At 73.7% G+C, this 17,433-nt stretch carries 17 protein-coding genes; 9 read left to right on the top strand and 8 right to left on the bottom strand.

Annotated elements, in window-relative coordinates:
- Positions 1-34: 34 nt before the first annotated feature.
- Positions 35-1,180, top strand: a complete 1,146-nt coding sequence (locus ABFX51_RS35115; protein WP_346056323.1) for an allophanate hydrolase-related protein — start codon at positions 35-37, stop codon at positions 1,178-1,180.
- On the opposite strand, the gene ABFX51_RS35110 is transcribed toward ABFX51_RS35115, so the two are convergent.
- The 4 genes from ABFX51_RS35110 to ABFX51_RS35095 all read right to left on the bottom strand — a co-directional run bounded on the left by ABFX51_RS35110 (position 1,152) and on the right by ABFX51_RS35095 (position 4,959).
- On the bottom strand, positions 1,152-2,189 hold the full coding sequence (locus tag ABFX51_RS35110) for a quinone-dependent dihydroorotate dehydrogenase (RefSeq protein ID WP_177229002.1): 1,038 nt from the start codon (positions 2,187-2,189) through the stop codon (positions 1,152-1,154). The two genes, ABFX51_RS35115 and ABFX51_RS35110, sit on opposite strands and share 29 nt — an antisense overlap.
- A gap of 14 nt (positions 2,190-2,203) precedes the next feature.
- Positions 2,204-2,761, bottom strand: a complete 558-nt coding sequence (locus tag ABFX51_RS35105) for a GNAT family N-acetyltransferase (RefSeq protein ID WP_091516482.1) — start codon at positions 2,759-2,761, stop codon at positions 2,204-2,206.
- 535 nt (positions 2,762-3,296) lie between these two features.
- A complete protein-coding gene (locus ABFX51_RS35100; RefSeq protein WP_346056322.1) occupies positions 3,297-4,100 on the bottom strand; it encodes a DNA-formamidopyrimidine glycosylase family protein in 804 nt (267 codons plus the stop codon).
- Positions 4,087-4,959, bottom strand: a complete 873-nt coding sequence (locus ABFX51_RS35095; RefSeq protein WP_091516486.1) for a ParA family protein — start codon at positions 4,957-4,959, stop codon at positions 4,087-4,089. Before ABFX51_RS35095 ends, ABFX51_RS35100 begins: the two co-directional genes overlap by 14 nt.
- A 63-nt stretch (positions 4,960-5,022) precedes the next feature.
- Here ABFX51_RS35095 and ABFX51_RS35090 point away from each other — a divergent pair, with 63 nt between their 5' ends.
- From ABFX51_RS35090 to ABFX51_RS35080, 3 genes are all read left to right on the top strand, one after another.
- Positions 5,023-5,766, top strand: a complete 744-nt coding sequence (locus ABFX51_RS35090; protein WP_091516489.1) for a methyltransferase domain-containing protein — start codon at positions 5,023-5,025, stop codon at positions 5,764-5,766.
- A gap of 31 nt (positions 5,767-5,797) precedes the next feature.
- On the top strand, positions 5,798-7,063 hold the full coding sequence (gene dinB / locus ABFX51_RS35085) for a DNA polymerase IV (protein WP_346056321.1): 1,266 nt from the start codon (positions 5,798-5,800) through the stop codon (positions 7,061-7,063).
- A gap of 180 nt (positions 7,064-7,243) precedes the next feature.
- The gene (locus tag ABFX51_RS35080) at positions 7,244-7,624 is read left to right on the top strand and encodes a DUF3040 domain-containing protein (RefSeq protein ID WP_091516493.1); all 381 of its coding nucleotides are present in this window, start codon (positions 7,244-7,246) and stop codon (positions 7,622-7,624) included.
- A gap of 40 nt (positions 7,625-7,664) precedes the next feature.
- Here ABFX51_RS35080 and ABFX51_RS35075 read toward each other — a convergent pair whose 3' ends face one another.
- Positions 7,665-8,822 carry an MFS transporter gene (locus ABFX51_RS35075; protein WP_346056319.1) on the bottom strand — a complete coding sequence of 386 codons (1,158 nt, stop codon included), beginning with the start codon at positions 8,820-8,822 and terminating at the stop codon, positions 7,665-7,667.
- 31 nt (positions 8,823-8,853) lie between these two features.
- Here ABFX51_RS35075 and ABFX51_RS35070 point away from each other — a divergent pair, with 31 nt between their 5' ends.
- The gene (locus ABFX51_RS35070; RefSeq protein WP_346056318.1) at positions 8,854-9,891 is read left to right on the top strand and encodes a LacI family DNA-binding transcriptional regulator; all 1,038 of its coding nucleotides are present in this window, start codon (positions 8,854-8,856) and stop codon (positions 9,889-9,891) included.
- Between the two features lie 157 nt (positions 9,892-10,048).
- On the opposite strand, the gene ABFX51_RS35065 is transcribed toward ABFX51_RS35070, so the two are convergent.
- Genes ABFX51_RS35065 through ABFX51_RS35055 form a run of 3 tightly spaced genes read right to left on the bottom strand, consistent with a single transcriptional unit; the run spans position 10,049 to position 14,916 of the window.
- Positions 10,049-12,541, bottom strand: coding sequence for a transglutaminase TgpA family protein (locus ABFX51_RS35065; RefSeq protein ID WP_091516523.1), 2,493 nt, complete (start codon positions 12,539-12,541; stop codon positions 10,049-10,051).
- A complete protein-coding gene (locus ABFX51_RS35060; RefSeq protein ID WP_091516497.1) occupies positions 12,538-13,824 on the bottom strand; it encodes a DUF58 domain-containing protein in 1,287 nt (428 codons plus the stop codon). Before ABFX51_RS35060 ends, ABFX51_RS35065 begins: the two co-directional genes overlap by 4 nt.
- A gap of 6 nt (positions 13,825-13,830) precedes the next feature.
- Positions 13,831-14,916: an AAA family ATPase gene (locus ABFX51_RS35055; RefSeq protein WP_177229003.1), complete on the bottom strand. Its 1,086-nt coding sequence runs from the start codon at positions 14,914-14,916 to the stop codon at positions 13,831-13,833.
- 275 nt (positions 14,917-15,191) lie between these two features.
- Here ABFX51_RS35055 and ABFX51_RS35050 point away from each other — a divergent pair, with 275 nt between their 5' ends.
- From ABFX51_RS35050 to ABFX51_RS35035, 4 genes are read left to right on the top strand one after another with little or no spacing between them, the layout of a single operon-like run.
- Entirely contained in the window at positions 15,192-15,542 is a 351-nt protein-coding gene (locus tag ABFX51_RS35050; protein WP_091516500.1) for a hypothetical protein, read from the top strand.
- Positions 15,535-16,032: a DUF3558 family protein gene (locus ABFX51_RS35045; RefSeq protein WP_245783428.1), complete on the top strand. Its 498-nt coding sequence runs from the start codon at positions 15,535-15,537 to the stop codon at positions 16,030-16,032. The genes ABFX51_RS35050 and ABFX51_RS35045 overlap by 8 nt, the downstream gene beginning before the upstream one ends.
- A gap of 9 nt (positions 16,033-16,041) precedes the next feature.
- Positions 16,042-16,584: a PPE domain-containing protein gene (locus ABFX51_RS35040; RefSeq protein ID WP_091516501.1), complete on the top strand. Its 543-nt coding sequence runs from the start codon at positions 16,042-16,044 to the stop codon at positions 16,582-16,584.
- On the top strand, positions 16,581-17,291 hold the full coding sequence (locus ABFX51_RS35035; RefSeq protein WP_091516504.1) for an ESX secretion-associated protein EspG: 711 nt from the start codon (positions 16,581-16,583) through the stop codon (positions 17,289-17,291). Before ABFX51_RS35040 ends, ABFX51_RS35035 begins: the two co-directional genes overlap by 4 nt.
- The last annotated feature ends 142 nt before the right edge of the window (positions 17,292-17,433 follow it).

Here is a 17,433-nt window from a genome sequence, read left to right as displayed (position 1 = left end):
ATCTACCGGAATATCCGGTGCTTACCGTCAAGTGATGGAGACGCTGCCGCTGCCCCCAGAACCGGCGCCCCTACCCCCGGCGCCGGTCACCGCCCACCGCCAGGTCCTCGCCGCATACGACCGTATCGCCGAGGTCGCCCGCCCCGAACTGTGGTGCACCCTCCGCCCCTGCGAGGAAGTGCTCATCGACGCCAAGGCCGTGGACGAACGCGTCCGCGCCGGGGAATCCCTGCCCCTTGCCGGGCTGCTCGCCGTCGGCGCTGCGCTGGACGGCCTGACCGAGGCCGGAGCCGTCGTGCTCGGTGACGCCGCCGACGACCAGTGCGGCGAACTCGTCGGCCTCGACATCGCCGACATCGCCATCGGCGCGGGCCGCGCCGCCCCACCCGACGTCGTCGTGGTCACCCCCACCGCCGGGCTCGCGCCGCAGCGGATCAGCGTCTTCGCCCGCACCGTCGAGGACGCGCAACGCACCCTCCGCGCCATCACCACCCGCCCGTGGCCCGCCTCGGTGCGCCTGTCGGCCGGGGAGCACCCCCGCATCGCCGTCCCCGCCGGAGTCGCCAAGACCACCGGTGACCTGCTCGCCTGGGGCGCCGTCGTCGAACGCGGTCACGCGCTCGCCGGGCACGACGCACTCGTCGCCCCGCCCGGCCTCCTCGAACCGCACGCCCCGCCGTCGGTCCGGGTGCCCGCGGCCGACGTCTTCGCCGCGCCCTTCGACGACCAGGTCGCGCTGGACATCGCGGCCTTCCTGCACGGCGAGCAGCTCCGCGAGCCCTGCGCGGACACCGGCACGGACGTCGTCGTGTTCGGCACCCACCTCCGTGGCCAGCCGCTCAACCGCCTGTTCACCGAACTGGGCGCCCGCTTCCGCAGCGAGGTGAAAACGGCGCCCCGCTACCGGTTGATCGCCGGGGCGACCGAGCCCGGCGTCGTCCCCGCCGCCGGCGGTGCCTCCCTCAGCGGTGAACGCTGGACCATCTCGCCCGCCGGGCTGGAGGCGTTCGCCGCCCAGCTCCCGGGCTCCCTCAAGCTTCGCGAGATCGAACTGGACGACGGCAGGACGGCGCTGGGAGTGCACTGCACCGACACGCGAACCGGGCGCGACATCACGGCGTTCGGCGACTGGCGGGCGTACCTGCGTTACCTCACCGCCACCCGCCCAATGTCCGGTTGATCTCCCGCACCAGCCCGGGCCCCTTGAGCGCGAACCCGGTGTAGACCTGGACGAGGCTCGCCCCCGCGTCCAGCATGCGTCGCGCGTCCGCGCCGCTGAGGATCCCGCCGACGCCGATGACGGGCAGCCTGCCGCCGGTCTGCCGGTGCACGAACCCCACCACCTCGCGGGCGCGCGCGGTGAGCGGGCGGCCCGACAGGCCACCGGTTTCCTTGCCCAGCACGGCTTCCTGGCCGGTGAGCCCCTCGCGGGACAACGTCGTGTTGGTCGCGATCAGCCCGGCGACACCGTGCTCGTCACACACCTCCAGCAGCTCCGCCAGCGCGCTGTCCGTGAGGTCCGGCGCGACCTTGACGAGCAGGGGAGTGGGCTCGCGATCCCCGGCCAGCTCCGCCGAGGTCCGGCGCAGCTCGCCCAGCAGCTCCGCCAGCGCCGCCCTGTCCTGCAGCTCACGCAGGCCGGGGGTGTTGGGGGAGCTGACGTTCACCGCGAAGTAGTCCGCGTGCGGGTACAGGGTCCGCAGCGAGTACCGGTAGTCCTCCACGGCCTCGTCCAATGGGACCACTTTGGACTTCCCGATGCTGATGCCCAGTGGCACCGCGGGTTTCCCGCGGGCGGCGAGCCGGGCCGCGAGCGCGTCGGCGCCGGAGTTGTTGAAGCCCATGCGGTTGATCACCGCGTCGTTCCCGGCGAGCGTGAACAGGCGCGGCTTCGGGTTGCCCGGCTGCGCGAGGCGCGTGACGGTGCCGACCTCGACGAAACCGAACCCCAGCGCGGGCCACGCGTGCAGCGCCCGGCCGTCCTTGTCCATCCCGGCGGCGAGCCCGACGCGGTTGGGGAACCGCAGCCCGAACACGGTCGCGGGGTCGTCCTCCGCGTAGATGCCCCGCAGCAGGGGCGGATCGGCGGGCAGCAGGCTCAGCAGGCGCACCGTTCGTTCGTGGACGGTCTCGGCGTCGTTCCCGTTGAGCCGGTAGAGCGCGGGCCGGAGGAGCTTCTCGAAGAGCACGCCCCCATCTTCGCTCAGCCCCGCTGCCACTCCGTCGCCAGCATCGCGTACACCAGTGCGTCGGTCCATTCGCCCTTGACGCGGTCGCTCTCCCGCAGGTGCGCTTCGCGGCGCATGCCCAGACCCTCCATGAGCGACGCCGAGGCGATGTTGCGCGCGTCGCAACGGCCGTAGATCCGGTGCAGCCCCAGCTCCTCGAAACCCAGGCGCAGGATCTCCGTCGTCGCCTCGGCCGCGTAGCCCTTCCCGTGGTGCTTCGGGTGCAGGATGATCATGATCTCGCCGCTGCCGTGCTCCTGGCTGGCCCACGTGAGCGAGGCGTCGCCGATCAGCTCACCGGTGTCGACGATCTCGACGCCGAGGGAGAGGGTCTGGCCGGGTTCGGAAAGGGTGTTGTGCTTGGCCTTCTTCTCCAGCAGCTTGACGCTTTCGATCGGACGGTGCGGCTCCCACAGCAGGAAGCGGACGACGTCCGGGTGGGAATAGATGGCGTGGAACGCGGCCACGTCGTTCCGGGTGAACGGACGCAGGAGCAGCCGCGGTGTCTTCAGCGGATATGTGGGCCGGAGCACATCGAGCAGGGTAGCCGCAGGTCGGGCGCTCGTCAGGAACACTGTCCAAGGATCTTGCCGAAAAGTTAGGAAACGCCGGTTTCGCGGCCGGTGATCACTCGGTCGTGTGCGGGTAATTGCGGCAGAAAGGGCAATCCTTCCCGGAAACCGCGGCGCTGCGTGGAAGTTCCACGCGGAAATCGCGCACCGTCACCGGCCTTGACCGCGGGTGACAGGAAACCCCCGGCGTGCTTCCGGCAGCGTCGTCAGCCGCTGCCGGCCCGAGCCGGACTTGCTCGGGACGCCGGGGGTCCGGTGACTGCCTGGTATTCGCTTCGCAGGCCTTCACTGTCCTGTCGCTCCTCCGGACGCCGGGCGGCGATCGACGGAGGGCGGCACTACGCGACGGCCACCGCCGTCACGAGCTTTTCGCAGCTTCGGTCCGCTAGCGGACAGCCACCTCACGAGTCCTGTAGTTAATCAACTTCGGACCACCTCCTTTCTCGTGTACTGCCAAGTTATGCCTGCTCCCGGCGGTCCCGCAACATCATTAATTTCACGTTGCCGGAGCGGGCCCGCGCTGGCAGCGCGGGCAGTACCAGGTGGGCCGCCGCTGCACGTCGTGCCCCTGCGTGCCGACCCGCAGCCGGCCGCCGCAGCGGAAGCAGCCCTGCCTGCTGCGCTCGTAGACCCAGTTGCGCCTGCCGCGCGTGGTGTCGCCGGTGGTGCTCTGCTCGTGCCGCCACGCGTTGGCCAGCAACAGCTTCCGCGCGAGCGCCACGGTCTTGCGAGCGTCCACTTCGGACACCGGAACCCACGGGGTCACGCCGAGCAGGAAGCAGATCTCGCACTTGTAGAGGTTGCCGACCCCGGCCATGACCCGCTGGTCGAGCAGGGCGAGGCCGAGTTCGCGGTCCGGCCGCGCGGTCAGCGCCGCGACGGCCCGGCCGGTGTGCTCGTCCGTCCACTGTGGATCCAGCAGGTCGGGGCCGAGGTGCCCGACGAGCCGGGATTCCTCGCCGGTGGGCAGCAGTTCGAGGTCGTGCAGGCGGAACCCGACGGCCTGCACCTCCTCCGCCGCGAGGACCACCCGCACGTGGTGCGCGGGGTGCCGCCAGCGGCCGCCGGGCCGGTAGACCTCCCACGAGCCGTCCATCTTCAGGTGGCTGTGGAGGCTCAGCTCGCCGGAAAACCGCGTGAACAGGTGCTTGCCGACGGTGCGCACGCCCAGCACCTCGCGTCCCGCGAGATCGGCGGTCGCCAGCGCGGGGTGGCGGAAATCGGTCCGCACGAGCGTCCGGCCCGCCAGCGCCCGGTCGAGCTTCTTGCCCGCCAGGAAGACGGTGTCACCCTCGGGCATCGGTCCGGATCGGCTCGATCGGGCCGGTCACCTCGGCCTCGGTCTCCGGTTCCGGGTCCATGCGGTGCCGCCCCGCGCGGGTGGACCGTAGGATCTTGGCGAGCACCATGTTGAACGTGAGCGCGACCTCCTGCGCGCCCGGCGAGTGCCATTCGTGGATCGGGCTGCACGCGCCCTGCGCCTGCTGGATCGCCAGCCGGTCCGGGATCGCCGTGGGCATCACGAGCGCGCCGAAGGACTCGCGCAGCTCGGCGATGCGGAACTGGTGCTCGTGCGAGCGCGGGCGCAGCCGGTTCACCAGCACGCCCACCGCACGCAGGTCCTGGTTGTGCTCGTCGCGGATCGTCTCGATGGCCTCCAGCGCGCGCTGCGCCCCGGCGACGGCGTACATCGTCGGCTCGGTGACGAGGATCGCGCTGTCGGCCGCCACCAGCGCCGACTTCGTCAGCCTGCCCAGCGACGGCGGGCAGTCGAGGATCACCAGGTCGTAGGGCTTGCCGCGCGGCGGCGCCTCGTCCAGCTCGTCCAGCGCACGCGACAGGCTCGTCAGCCGCTCCTCGTCGGGGCCGGGCTCGTTGAGCGCCTCCAGGTCCTCGGACCCGACGAGCACCTCGACCTCCGCGCCCCAGACGCTCGGCCCGATCGCCTGGTCGAGCACCGTCCGGTGCGGGTTCTCCAGCACGTCGGCGAGGGTGGCGTCGGTGTAGGGCGGGTCGAGCGAGGCCGTGGCGTTGCCCTGCGGGTCGAGGTCGGCCACCAGCGTCCGGATGCCCCTACGCATCGCAGCCGAGGCGATGCCGAGCGCTACCGTCGTTTTGCCGACGCCTCCCTTGAGGCTGAGTACGGCGACCGTGTGCACGTCTCCGAGGGTAGCCGGGTGCGCTCGCCTCCCGCGCCGCCTGTCTTACTACGCTGTCCCACCATGCGAACGGAGATCGGGGCGGCACGCGGCTCGAGCGCGGTCTGGCGGGTACTCGAGGACGAGCTGGCCCGCGTCCGCGCGCAGGGCGGGGCCGAGCCGCACGTGGTCGACGCGGGCGGCGGCACGGGCGTCTGGGCGGTTCCGCTGGCCGCGGCGGGCTGCCGGGTGACGGTCGTCGAGCCCAACCAGAACGCGCTGGCCACCCTGCGCCGCCGCGCGCAGGAGTGCGGGGTCTCCGACCGGATCACCGTCGTGGCGGACGACACCGACGCGATCTCCGAGCACGTGGCGGCGGGTTCGGCGGACCTCGTGCTCGCGCACGGCCTGCTCGAGGTCGTCGACGACCCGGCTCGGGCGGCCGCCGCGCTGGCGGCGACCGTGGCTCCCGGCGGGGCGCTGTCGGTGCTGGCCGCCAACCGCTTCGCCGCCGTGCTGCACCGCGCGCTCGCGGGGCGGCTCACGGAGGCGCGGCACCTGCTCACCGGTACCGACGGGGTCCTGCCCGACGACGGCGAGAGCATCCTGCGGCGCTTCGACAGCGAGGGCCTGCGCACGCTGCTGGAGGCCGCGGGCCTGGAACTGGCGCTGCTGCAGGGCGACGGCGTGGTGTCGGACACGCTGGGCGAGGCGGAGTCGGACGAGTTCACCGCCGAGGAGCTGACGGAGTTCGAGACGGCCGCGAGCGTGGTTTCCCCCTTGCGGGACATCGCGACCCGACTCCATGCGCTGGCTCGTCGTCCGTAAATGTCGGTAGGTCCCTCTAGGCTGACCTGCGATGGGACACAACTCCGGCCTGCGTGCCGGGTACGAACGGTTCCGGGTCTCCGGGCAGCACGTGCCGGACGACACCGGATGCGGGCTGCTGCACGTCGACATGGACGCGTTCTTCGCCGCCGTGGAGCTGCGCACGCGGCCCGAGCTGGCAGACAAGCCGGTGGTCGTGGCGGGCAGCGGGCCGCGCTCGGTCGTCATGTCGGCGAACTACCCGGCGCGGGAGTACGGCGTCCGCGCCGCCATGCCGGTCGCCGTGGCGCGGCGGCTGTGCCCGCACGCCGTGTTCATCCCGCCGACGAAGGGGCTGTACGGCGAGGTGTCGCGGGGCGTCATGGCGATCTTCCGCGAACTCACCCCGCTGGTGGAACCGATGAGCCTCGACGAGGCCTTCCTCGACGTGAGCGGGGCGCTGCGACGGCTGCGGGCGACGCCGGCCGAGGTCGCCGAGCTGATCCGGCAGCGCGTGCGTGCCGAGCACGGGATCACGTGCTCGGTGGGGGTCGCGGCGGTCAAGTTCATCGCGAAGCTGGCGTCGGGGATGGCCAAGCCCGACGGCGTGGTCGTCGTGCCGGCGGACCAGACGCTGGAGTTCCTGCACCCGCTGCCGATCTCGGCGCTGTGGGGCGTCGGCAAACGCACCGAGGAGAGCCTGAAACGGCTCGGGCTGGCGACGATCGCGGACGTCGCGGCGGCCCCGCTGCCGCGGTTGCGGCGCGCGGTCGGCAACGCGGCGGCCGAGCACCTGCACGCGCTGGCGAACGGGCAGGACGAGCGCGGGGTCGTGCCGGAGAGCGTGGACAAGTCGATCGGGGCCGAGCACACCTTCGACACCGACCAGCGTGATCCGCGGCTGCTGGAGCGCGAGCTGCTGCGGCTGTCCGAGCGCGTGGCGGCGACGCTGCGGGCGCGCGAGGTCCGCGGCAGGACCGTGTCGATCAAGGTGCGGTTCGCGGATTTCCGGACGATCACGCGCGCCCGCACCCTGGCCGCGCCGACGGACGTCGCGCGGGTGATCCACTCGACCGCGGTGGCACTGCTGGGGGAGGCGGTTTCCGGCGCGGAGATCCGGCTACTCGGGGTGCGGGTCGAAGGACTCGCCGGAACCGACGCGCCCGAGCAGCTGAGCTTCGAGCGGCAGGAGCCGCGCTGGCGGGACGCGGAGGTGGCCGCGGACGGCGCCCGTGCCAAGTTCGGGGCGGCGGCCATCCGGCCCGCTTCGCTGCTGTCCGCCGAGCCCGGTGAACCGCGGCGGCGCAGTCCGACGTGACACGAGGAGTGCACGAAAGTACGAAAGAGCCGAATGGGCCACAGCTCGGTGGCGGGATCGGGTAGTCGTCCGCGCGGAGGACTCGTATCCTGGACAGTGCACCCCGCTCAGGGGTGACATTGTTGGGTCCAGGACGTTGCGCGGCCCGGCGCCCGCGACAGCTGTGCCGGAGGAGGAAAGATGCCACTCTCCGAGCATGAGCAGCGGCTGCTCGACCAGATCGAGCGCGAGCTCTATGCCGAGGACCCCAAGTTCGCGTCTACGGTGCGCGGTGCCCGGTTCCGCCGGCCCGCCCGCCGCCGCCGAATCCAGGGGATCGCGCTGTTCGTAGTCGGGGTCGCGCTGCTCGTGGTGGGCGTGATGGTCAGGGCGCTGTGGGTCGCGGAGATCCCGCTCGCCAGCGTGCTCGGGTTCCTCGTGATGTTCTTCGGGGTGGTGCTGGCCGTCATGGGCGGCCGTGGCCCCGCGGGCGCCAAGGGGGAGAAGGGCGGCAGCAGGCCCAAGAGCTCCTTCACGCAGCGCATGGAAGAACGCTTCCGCCAGCGCTTCGAGGAGCAGTAGCGAGCTTCCGGTAGCCGGTTCCGCCGCGAGGTGGGACCGGCTACCTGTTTGTTGTGCGGCTGCGCGTGAACGCCGCCGACCGGTGGACGACACCCAGTGCGGCCAGTCCGCACGCCGCCGCGGTGCCCACCGCGACGGGCACACCGACGCCGCCCACCGCCGCGCCCAGTGCGATGCCGGCCTGGAACGCGACGATGTAGACGGCCGAAGCGAGGTCCTGGCGGGTGTCCGCGGCCCGCAGCACGGCCGCCTGCAGGATCACACCCATCCCGCCCGCCGGTACGGCCCAGGCCACGATGGCCGCTGCCGCCGTAAGCGCCGAACCGCGGCCGGCGAGCAGCAGCACCAGCATGCACGCGGCGAGACCGCCCGTGACGACCAGCGCCGTGGCCCTCGGATGGCTGTCGGCGTAGCGGCCGATCAGCAGCAGGCCCACGAGTCCCGCGGCACCGTGGGCGAACAGCAGGCCCGAGAGCGCCGAGCCGCTGAGGTGGACGTAGTCGCCGATCAGCACCGTGATGTAGGTGAAGGCCGCGAAGTGCCCCAGCACGACGAGCACGGTCGCCAGGTTGACCGGGGCGAGCGCCCGGTCGGTGAGCGCGTGGCGGACCGCCGCCACGTCGTGCCGGGCTGTCCCGTGTTCCGGTGGTAGCGGTGAGACGCTGACCCGGATCGCCAGCGCCGACAGCGTGGCGATTCCGGCCACGACGAGCGCGGTGCCCCGCCAGCCGATCGCCGAGCCCAGCCAGGAGCACAGCGGCAGCCCGAGGAGGAAGGCGAGCGAGTTGCCCGCGAAGACCACGGCGGTGGCGCGCCCGACCCGCTCGGGGCCGAGGAGCCGGGCCGACATGGCGGCGACGATCGACCAGAACACGCCGTGCCCCGCCGCCGCGACGAGCCGGGCGACCACGGCGACGGCGTAGTTCGGGGCGAAGGCCAGCAGCACGTTGGACGCGACCACCGCCGCGATCGTCCCCAGCGCCGTCGTCCGGCGCTCCCAGCGGCCCGCGAGTGCGACCAGCGGCACCACCGTGACCGCGACGACGACGGCGTACCCGCTGGTCAGCAGGCCGACGGCGGAGGAGGGCACCCCGAAGCCCGCCGCGAGCTGCGGCAGCAGGGAGACGGGCAGGTTTTCCGAGGTCACGGAGACGAAGCAGGCGGCGCTCAGTGCTCCGAGAGCTACTGCGGTGCGCATGTGTGTAACGATACACAGCTAGGGTAGGGGTATGTCGAGGGCAGGGTCCCGGGTGACGATGGCCGACGTCGCACGCCGCTGCGGCGTCTCGCCGATGACGGTGTCGTACTGCTACAACCAGCCCGATCGGGTGGCGCCGGAGACGTTGCGGCGGGTGCGCGAGGCGGCCGCCGAGCTGGGGTACCGGGGGCCGGACCCGACGGCGCGGTCGCTGCGCCGCCGCCACACCGGCGCGATCGGCGTCGTGCTGGGGGAGCACCTGGCGTACGCCTTCGAGGACCCGCAGGCACGCCGTTTCCTGGCCGGCGTCGCGGAGGTGTGCCGCGAACGCGGGTCGGGGCTGAACCTGATCCCCACGACGGGCGAGGCCGGAGACGTCGAGCGGGTCCGCTCGGCTTCGGTCGACGGCTACATCGTCTGGACCACCGTCGACGACGACCCGGTGCTGGACGTGGTGACCGGGCTCGGCAAGCCGGTCGCCGTCCACGGCGGTCCCGCTGTCCCCGGCGCGCAGGTGGTGAGCATCGACAACCGCGCGTCGGCACGGGAACTCGCCGCGCGCGTGTTCGCTGGAGCCCGTCGACCGGCGGTGCTGAGCTTCCCGTTCGACCGGGACGGCCGGTCACGGCTGGCGCTGGGCCCGGCCGCTGAGGACGTGGCGTTCCCGGTGACCCGCGAACGCCTGCTGGGGATCTACGACCACTGCCGCGAAGCCGGCGTCGCCGTGGACCGGCTGCCCGTCGCCGTCGCGCCCCGCAACGACCGAGCGGAGGCGGTGGCGACGGCCGACAGGCTGTTCGAGGAGCACCTCCCGGACGCGGTGCTCGCCATGAGCGACCAGCTCGCGTTCGCCGTACTGGACGCCGCCCGCCAGCGCGGCCTCCAGGTGCCGGACGACGTCGCGCTGGGCGGCTGGGACGACGACCCGGAGGCCCGGCGGGAGGGCCTGACGACCATCACCCAGTCCCTGTTCGACCAGGGCCGCGCCTGCGCGCGGATCGCGCTCGGCGACCGAGCCGCCGTGGAGCCGGTCCCGTGGACCACCACGGTGCGTACCAGTACGAGGTGAGGCCTCAGCGGCGCCGGAAGACCGACCGCGGGAACAGCCGTCCGCGCCAGGCCGCGGCGCGTTCCCGGCGCCTGCGCGCGGATCGCGCTCGGCGACCGAGCCGCCGTCGAGCCGGTCACGTGGACCACCACGGTGCGCACCAGTACGAGGTGAAACCTCAGCGGCGCCGGAACACCGACCGCGGGAACAGCCGCCCGCGCCACGACATCGGCGCGTTCCGCCGCAGGCTCTCCCGCACGCCCTCGAACGCCGAGGCGAACCGCTGCGGGTCCTCCGGCTCCGCGCCCGGCGAGTACCACGACCGCTCGACCACGCCGACCACCGTGCGCAGGTGGTCCTGCCCGTGCTCGTCGAGGTGGTGCTGGTGGGCGACCTTCTGCGCCGCCACCCGCACCGTGTCCGACGGCGGGATCGGCAGGCCGCGGTCGGCGCACTCGTCGAGCAGCTCCGCCCACGCGGCGTCCGCCGCACCCGGCTCGCGGCCCGCGATGGCCCGCCTGCGCCGCCGCCGCGCCACCTCCCGCAGCACCGCGGGGGCCAGCACCGCCCCCACGACCACCAGCAGGACCAGCGACAGCGTCCAGTGCACCAGCCACGCGCTCAGCAGCACCGCGAGCAGCCACGCGCCCACCGCCGCGAGCGGCAGCCAGCGCACCCGGCCCCGCGCGAGCCGCGCCCCGGCGAACGCCGCCACCGTCAGCGCGATCGCCAGCAGCACGATCCCCAGCGCGATCCAGCCCGTCCAGCCCGGCGCCGAACCCGCGCCCGCCGCCTGCGGATCGCCGTTCGCGCCCGTGCCGTCCTCCTGCGCGGTCGGCGCACCGGTCGGCGCCTGGTGGGTCGTGGAGACGCTCGGCACCTCCTGGTCGTCCTGCGTGGACGGGTCGGTCGACGCGCTGCCCGACTGCAGGTACGGCGGGACGTAGCCCCGGCCGTCCGAACGCGGCGTCGGGTCGAAGCTGACCCAGCCGAGGTCCTCGCCGAAGTAGACCTCGACCCACGCGTGCGCGTCCTGCGAGGTGATCAGCCGGTAGTCGCCGTCGGGGTAGCCCGTGGTGAACCCGACGGCCACGCGCGACGGGATGCCCAGCACCCGCAGCATCACGGCCATCGCCGACGCGAACTGCTCGCAGAACCCGCGCTTGCCCTTGAGGAGGAAGTCCGCCAGGGCGTCGGAGTCCGTGGCCGCCGCCGTGCGCGTGTCGTAGGTGAAGCCGTTCTCCGCGGTGAAGTACCGCCAGATCGCGGTGGCCTTGTCGAACGTCGTGGCCTGCCCCGCCGTGATCTGCTGCGTCAGCGTGACCACGCGCGGGTCGACCCCGTTGATCCGGGTGTAGACCGCGGGCAGCGACGCCCCGCGGTCCGGCGCCGTCTCCAGCTGCTCCTTCGTCGGCTCGGCCAGGGACGCCAGCTCCGTGTAGGGCTGCATGTGCTGCTTGCGCTCGCTGAAGACCGCGCCGCTGTCCGGGTCGTAGTACCAGCCCGGCGACACGCCCTGGAGCCCGCGCAGCGCCCCGTACACCGGCAGCCACACGTCCACCCAGTTCACCGGCTCGATGTCGATCCGCCGCGACTCGCCGGTGCCGTCGTCACCGGGCGCCGCGGGCAGCGTGCGGTCGGCGGGGTAGCCGGCGGGCATCGGCCCGTCCGGCAGGCTCCAGCCCTGGTTCGGGCGGTAGGTGTCCAGCGTGAACGCCCGCAGCAGCCGCCTGTCGTTGCCGAGGCCGCGCACGCGGAACAGGTCCACGGTGTCGCCCTGGTCGAGCATGCCGCGCAGCGACGTGAACGGGTTGACGCCCAGGCCGCCCGAGCCCGCGCCCTGCCCGTTGCGCCCGCTGCCCGGCAATCGCCCGACGGTGCCGACGGCGGTGATCGCCGTGCCCGCGACCAGCCCGCACACGAGCGCCAGCGCCACCACCGCGACGGGGGCCGACGCGGCGGCGGGGGAGCGGTTCGTGCCCGGGCTGTCCCGGTTGCGCCAGCGGCGGTGCCGGTGGTTGCCGTCCACCGCGAGCAGTGCGGCGAACGCCGACGCGCCGAGCAGGAACGTCCACCACGGCAGCATCGAGTCCGACAGCGAGGCCGGGACCGCGTAGACGCACAGCAGCACCAGCCCGGTCGCGGCGGGCGCGGACGCGGCCACGGCGAGCGTGTCGACCAGCACCGCGACCATGCCCATCGCGATCGTGACCAGGCACAGGATCGGCGGCGTCGGGTCGACCGGCGGCAGTCCCGTGCGGATCTGGTCGAACGCCGAGACCAGCACGTCGTTCAGCTCGCTCAGCGCGGCGGGACCGGGGATGACGGTGAGCAGGCCGCTGCTCGTGAACACGCCGGTGACCAGCAGCAGGAGCACGACGAGCTGGGCGAGCCCGACCAGCGGGGTCGGCGTGCGGACCGAGCGCAGCGCCAGCCCGGTGCACGCGACGAGCACGACGGTGACCGCCACGTACCCCAGCCAGCTCGCGCCGCCGACCACGCCGGTCAGCGACGTGGACGCGCACAGCGTCGCGACCCCCGCGGCGGCGGGCGCGAGCACGGAGCTGCGCCACGCGGGCGGCGGCTGGACGTAGCGCTTCGCGGGGGTGTGCAGCTCCGGACCGCCGGGCGGCGGCGCGGGGGCCTGGGGACGGGGGAGCGTGCTCGTCATCGCGCACCCCCCAGCAGCGCGCCCCGGCCCGCGGCGGCCCGGCACAGCTCGGCCCAGACCTGCGTCATCGGCGTCACCGGGTCGGCGATCACCACACCCCAGCCCGCCGCGCGCAGCAGCGCCGCCGACTCCTCGGTGGCCGCCGCGCGCTTGTCCGGCGCGGACACGCCACCGGCGAACGCCGGGGTGTCCAGCAGGACCGCGAGGCTGCGCGTGCCGCGGGCGCGGAACCGCGCCAGCTCGTGGACCGCCTCGTTGCTCACCGTGCCCAGAATCGCGATCAGCTCCTGTCCCTCGGCCGGGTCGTGCCCGGTGGTCAGGTCGCGCTGGTGCGCCGGCTGCAGCGCGGCCAGCGCGTCCAGGAGGACGTTGTCGGCGTTGCTGGAGCTGCCCTCGCCGCCGTAGCCGGGCGAGTCGGCGAGCACCTTGCCGTGCTCGGTGACCAGCCGCACTCGGTGCCCCGACCGGCGCACGTGCAGGCACACGCTCGCGGCGAACGAGACGGCCCACTCCAGGCTCGCGGCGGGGCCGGTGCCGTGGTGGGCGGCCGCGCGGTGGTCGAGCAGCACCGTGATGCCGCCGCGCCACGGGCGTTCCTCGACGCGGACCATGATCTCGTCGCGGCGCGCGGTGGAGCGCCAGTGCACCTTGCGCAGGTCGTCACCCTGGCGGTAGTGCCGCACGATCACGTCGGTTTCGCCCTGGCCCGCGTGCAGGCGCACGCTGCCGTCGTCACCCGCGCCGACACCGGCCCCGGTCGGCAGGCCCCACAGGGAGACCACGCGCGGCACCACGACGAGCTTGCTGTGGCCGAACAGCTCGCGCTCGAACTCGCACAGCCCGAACGGGTCGGTCAGCGTCGCGCGCAGCGGCCCGACCTGCTGGATCCCGCGCAGCATCGGCTGGATCGGGTAGCGCAGCGCGATCGCCCGCCCCTGCGGCAGCCGCTCCACGACGAACCGCGGCCGCGAACCCAGCGCGTAGGGCACGCCGTCCTCCAGCAGCACCTCACCGGCGGGCAGCTTCCCGTTGCGCCACAGCGCGAGCTCGACCTCGCCCGCCGAGCCCGCCGCCACGCGGTCGGGCAGCAGCCGCCGCGAGGCGCCGATGCGCACGCGGGACGCGGCGATGAACACCACCACCAGCAGGGGCAGCCCGATGACGAACACGGCGACGCGCAGCAGGTCGCGCTCGTTGAGCACCACCGCGCACACGGCCGCCGCCACGCCCGCGGCGAGCAGGCAGCGGCCCCGCGTGGTCAGCCCCGACAGCGACCGCAGCATGGCCGGCTACCGGCGGCCCTGGCCGTTGAGCGCGGGACCGCCCTGTGGCACCGGCACGCGCTGCAGCACCGAGCGCACCACGTCGACGGCCGAGCGGCGCGCGGCGTGGGCCTCCGTGGTCAGCACGAGCCGGTGCGCCAGCACCGGGATCGCCACCGCGTGGAGGTCGTCGGGGACCACGAAGTCGCGGCCCGACAGCGCCGCCTGCGCCCGCGCGGCGCGGACGAGCTGCAGCGTGGACCGCGGGGAGGCGCCCAGCCGGATCTCCGGCGCCTGGCGCGTCGCGGCCACCACGTCCACGGCGTAGCGCCGCACCTCGGGCGCCATGTGCACGTTGCGCACCAGGTGGATCAGCCGGACCACGGTGGCGGCGTCGGACACCGGCTCCAGCTCGGCGAGCGGGTTGTGCCCGGCGTGCTCGTCGACCATCGCCAGCTCCGCCTGCTGGTCGGGGTAGCCGATCGAGACCCGCGCGGTGAACCGGTCGCGCTGGGCCTCCGGCAGGGCGTAGGTGCCCTCCATCTCGATCGGGTTCTGCGTCGCGATGACCATGAACGGGTCTTCGAGGGTGTAGGTCGTGGTGTCGACCGTGACCTGCTGCTCCTCCATGCACTCCAGCAGCGCGGACTGCGTCTTCGGCGAGGCGCGGTTGATCTCGTCGCCGACCACGATGTTCGCGAACACCGGGCCGGGGCGGAACTCGAAGCCGCCGGTCTGCCGGTTGTAGATCGACACCCCGGTGACGTCGCTGGGCAGCAGGTCGGGGGTGAACTGGATGCGGCTGACCGTGCAGTCGATGGAGCGGGCGAGCGCCTTGGCCAGCGACGTCTTGCCGACGCCGGGCACGTCCTCGACCAGGAGGTGGCCCTCGGCGAGCAGGGTCACCAGCGCGATCCGGACCACGTCGGGCTTGCCGACGAGCACGCGTTCCACGTTGCCCGCGATGCGGCGCATCGTGTCGTGCAGCTCGTCGAGGGAGACGGTCGCGTGCCCGTTGTAGGCGGTGGCCCCTGACGCGTAGTACGGCGCGGGCCCCGGTGCCTGCTCGCCGGCGTACTCGCCGGGCGTCGCGGGCTGGATCCTCGACGTCACTCGACCTCCTGGTGGTGAAACCCCTGTTGCGTGCGTGCTGGGTACGGAGTGAACCGCACGCCCCCCGAATGAGTGGTGGCGCGGAAGCGTCTCACAGACGGGTCCGGCGGCGCGTACGAGCCTTCCGATGCTGTTCGGCTGGTCTCCAGCCTCGCATCCAGTGTGTCAAACTCGTGCCAACCGCGTGACCGAACCCTCATTTTCCCGGGTGATGGGCATTCGGGGGCCCAGCCTCTATGCTGCGGTGGGAAACCGGTCGGCTACGGAGAGGCGCGATGGTCGGATCGAAGGTGGCACCGAGGGTGGACGCGGGTGCGTTCGCGGTGTCCCCGGAACTCGCGACGGCGGCGTTCGCGCAGCTCACCCAGTTGCAGGACGTCGTGGGCGAGCTGGTGCGCGAGGCCAAGGTGCTGGGCCGTGCCGTGCCGCTCGGCGGCGGCTACGCGGCGGAGATCGGCGAGTTCATGGCGCGCTACGGGATCGGTGGTCCCGGTTCGGCGGCCGACCAGCTGACGAAGTTCGGCCAGGAGCTGCAGGGCCTGCGCGACAACATCGAGAAGGCGCTCAAGCGGTACCGGGCCGCCGACGACGACGCGGCCGACGGGGTCGACTGCCACGGTGGCTAGGCGATTTCCCGCCCTGCTGCTCGCCGCGGCCTGGCTGCCGGCCGCCTGCGGGGCACAGGCCGCACCACCCGCGTCGCCGCCGGCGTCCTCGCCCTCGCCGAGTGCCCTGCCTGCCCCGTGCGGGCTGCTGTCCTCGGTCGACCGCTCACAGGCCGGGCTGACGTCGTTGGGTCAGGAGAAGACGATCGGGGTCGCGAGGGCGTGCGACTGGACCGAGACCGGCACGTTCGGCCTCACGGTCACGGTCGACGACACGGCCGCGGTGAGCGACCTGCGGACCGGTGAGGGGAACCAGCGCACCGTGGGCCGCCACCAGGCGCTGGAGGTGGCCGACCGGGAGAAGGACGACGGCACCTGCGCTGTCCTGCTCGACGTCGAGGACCGCGCGAGCGTGCAGGTCGACGTCTCCAACGCGAACTTCCGGGACACCGGGCTGGCCTGCCGTCGCGCCGAGACGGTGGCGCTGCTGGTGGAGCCGAAGCTGCCGTAGGAGGAAGCCGTGACGATTCCGGAACCGGTCCGCCGGTACGAGTCCCGCTCGCACGAGGAGCTGGCCCGCGAGGTGGCCGAGGGCAACGACCCGGCCGCGGCGGGGCAGCTCGGCGCGCGGTGGGCGGAGCTCGGTACGCGGCTGCGTGAGTCGGCGCAGGCGCTGGAGTCGCTGGCGGACCGCAGCGGCGAGGCGTGGCAGGGTCCGGCGGCCGAAGCCGTGCGGGCGACGCTGGCCAAGGCGGCGGCGTGGTCGGACCAGGCCACCGAGGTCTCGCGGGCGGTGGCCGGTGCGGTGAGCGGGCAGGCGGAGATCGCCGCCAGGGCGCGGGCGGAGATGCCGCCGCCGGTGTCGTACGACCCGGTCGCGATGATCCGCGAGTCGGCGGGTGACGTGGTCGCGCTGGTCGGCCTGTCCGACCGGATGGCGCGGCGGCGGGAAGAGTCCGAAGCGGCCCGCCGCAAGGCGATCGACGTGATGGCGGCGCGGGACGCGGCACTGCGGGCGTCGGTCCCGGACCGCGTGTTCGAGGCGCCGCCGGAGCTGACTTGATCCGCGTCTCGGCGACGGCCTTCGACGTCCTGTGGGAGGACCTGGGGTTGCCGGAGGTGCCGCTGCCGTTCGCGGTGCCCAGCCCGGGCGGTACTGAGCGGGAGCGGGCGGAGGTCCGGGAGGCGGTGTACCGCAATCTGGCCGAGCGCGGGCTGGCCCACGGGGGCCGTCCGGACGACGTGCTGGCCGACCGCCTGGAGGTCCTGGCGTCGGCGAGTCGGTACGTCGAGTGCGAGGTGCTGGTGTCGCTGTCGGACGAGACGCCGTTGCGTGCGGTGGCGGCGGGGGACGGGCGGCGCGCGGTGCTGGCGGCGCAGCCGAGCCGGACGATCGGCTTGTCGGCGATCCGCGGGACGGAGTTGCACGGGGCGGTCGTCGGGTTGCTGCCGCCGTTCGGGCCGGGGCCGGGGTTCGGGGTGAGCGTGCCGGAGTCGGCCCTGGTCGGGGGCGGGTCGGAGACGCGGGAGAAGCAGCTGCGTGAGCTGCGGGCGATCCAGGCCCGGCCGGTGCTGGGTGCGGGGCAGTTCTCGGTGCGGGTGCGCGAAGGCGGGCGGGTGCGCCGGGTCGGTGGGCTGAGCTGGTTCACCACCGAGGCCGGGGCGTACTGCGGCGGCGTCGCCCCCGGCCGCGGCGGCGAGTCCTGGCTGACGCTGACGCCCACCGACCCGGAGCGGCTGGCAGCACGGCTGGCGGATCTCGGGGGTTGATTCTCGCGGCGCTGGCTCCCCGGGTCGGCCTACCGCCCCGTCCCGACCCGCTGCGGCCGCCGGGCCATCACAGCCCGCGCGCCCCGCGCCCCTGGCGCACGCCCGGCCGTCGTCGCCCCCGCGCCCCCGCGCCCCGTGCCCC

It is taken from the genome of Amycolatopsis dongchuanensis (assembly GCF_039542405.1).
Lineage (GTDB): Bacteria > Actinomycetota > Actinomycetes > Mycobacteriales > Pseudonocardiaceae > Amycolatopsis_E > Amycolatopsis_E sacchari.
The sequence above is the reverse complement of the archived record's forward strand: the minus strand, read 5'-3'. Positions and strand labels throughout refer to the sequence as shown.

Coding starts and splice junctions, on each gene's coding strand:
- ABFX51_RS35115 (WP_346056323.1), top strand. CDS start 35: ATGGAGACGCTGCCGCTGCCCCCAGAACCGGCGCCCCTACCCCCGGCG.
- ABFX51_RS35100 (WP_346056322.1), bottom strand. CDS start 4,100: ATGCCCGAGGGTGACACCGTCTTCCTGGCGGGCAAGAAGCTCGACCGG.
- ABFX51_RS35090 (WP_091516489.1), top strand. CDS start 5,023: ATGCGAACGGAGATCGGGGCGGCACGCGGCTCGAGCGCGGTCTGGCGG.
- dinB (WP_346056321.1), top strand. CDS start 5,798: ATGGGACACAACTCCGGCCTGCGTGCCGGGTACGAACGGTTCCGGGTC.
- ABFX51_RS35080 (WP_091516493.1), top strand. CDS start 7,244: ATGCCACTCTCCGAGCATGAGCAGCGGCTGCTCGACCAGATCGAGCGC.
- ABFX51_RS35075 (WP_346056319.1), bottom strand. CDS start 8,822: ATGCGCACCGCAGTAGCTCTCGGAGCACTGAGCGCCGCCTGCTTCGTC.
- ABFX51_RS35070 (WP_346056318.1), top strand. CDS start 8,854: ATGTCGAGGGCAGGGTCCCGGGTGACGATGGCCGACGTCGCACGCCGC.
- ABFX51_RS35065 (WP_091516523.1), bottom strand. CDS start 12,541: ATGACGAGCACGCTCCCCCGTCCCCAGGCCCCCGCGCCGCCGCCCGGC.
- ABFX51_RS35060 (WP_091516497.1), bottom strand. CDS start 13,824: ATGCTGCGGTCGCTGTCGGGGCTGACCACGCGGGGCCGCTGCCTGCTC.
- ABFX51_RS35050 (WP_091516500.1), top strand. CDS start 15,192: ATGGTCGGATCGAAGGTGGCACCGAGGGTGGACGCGGGTGCGTTCGCG.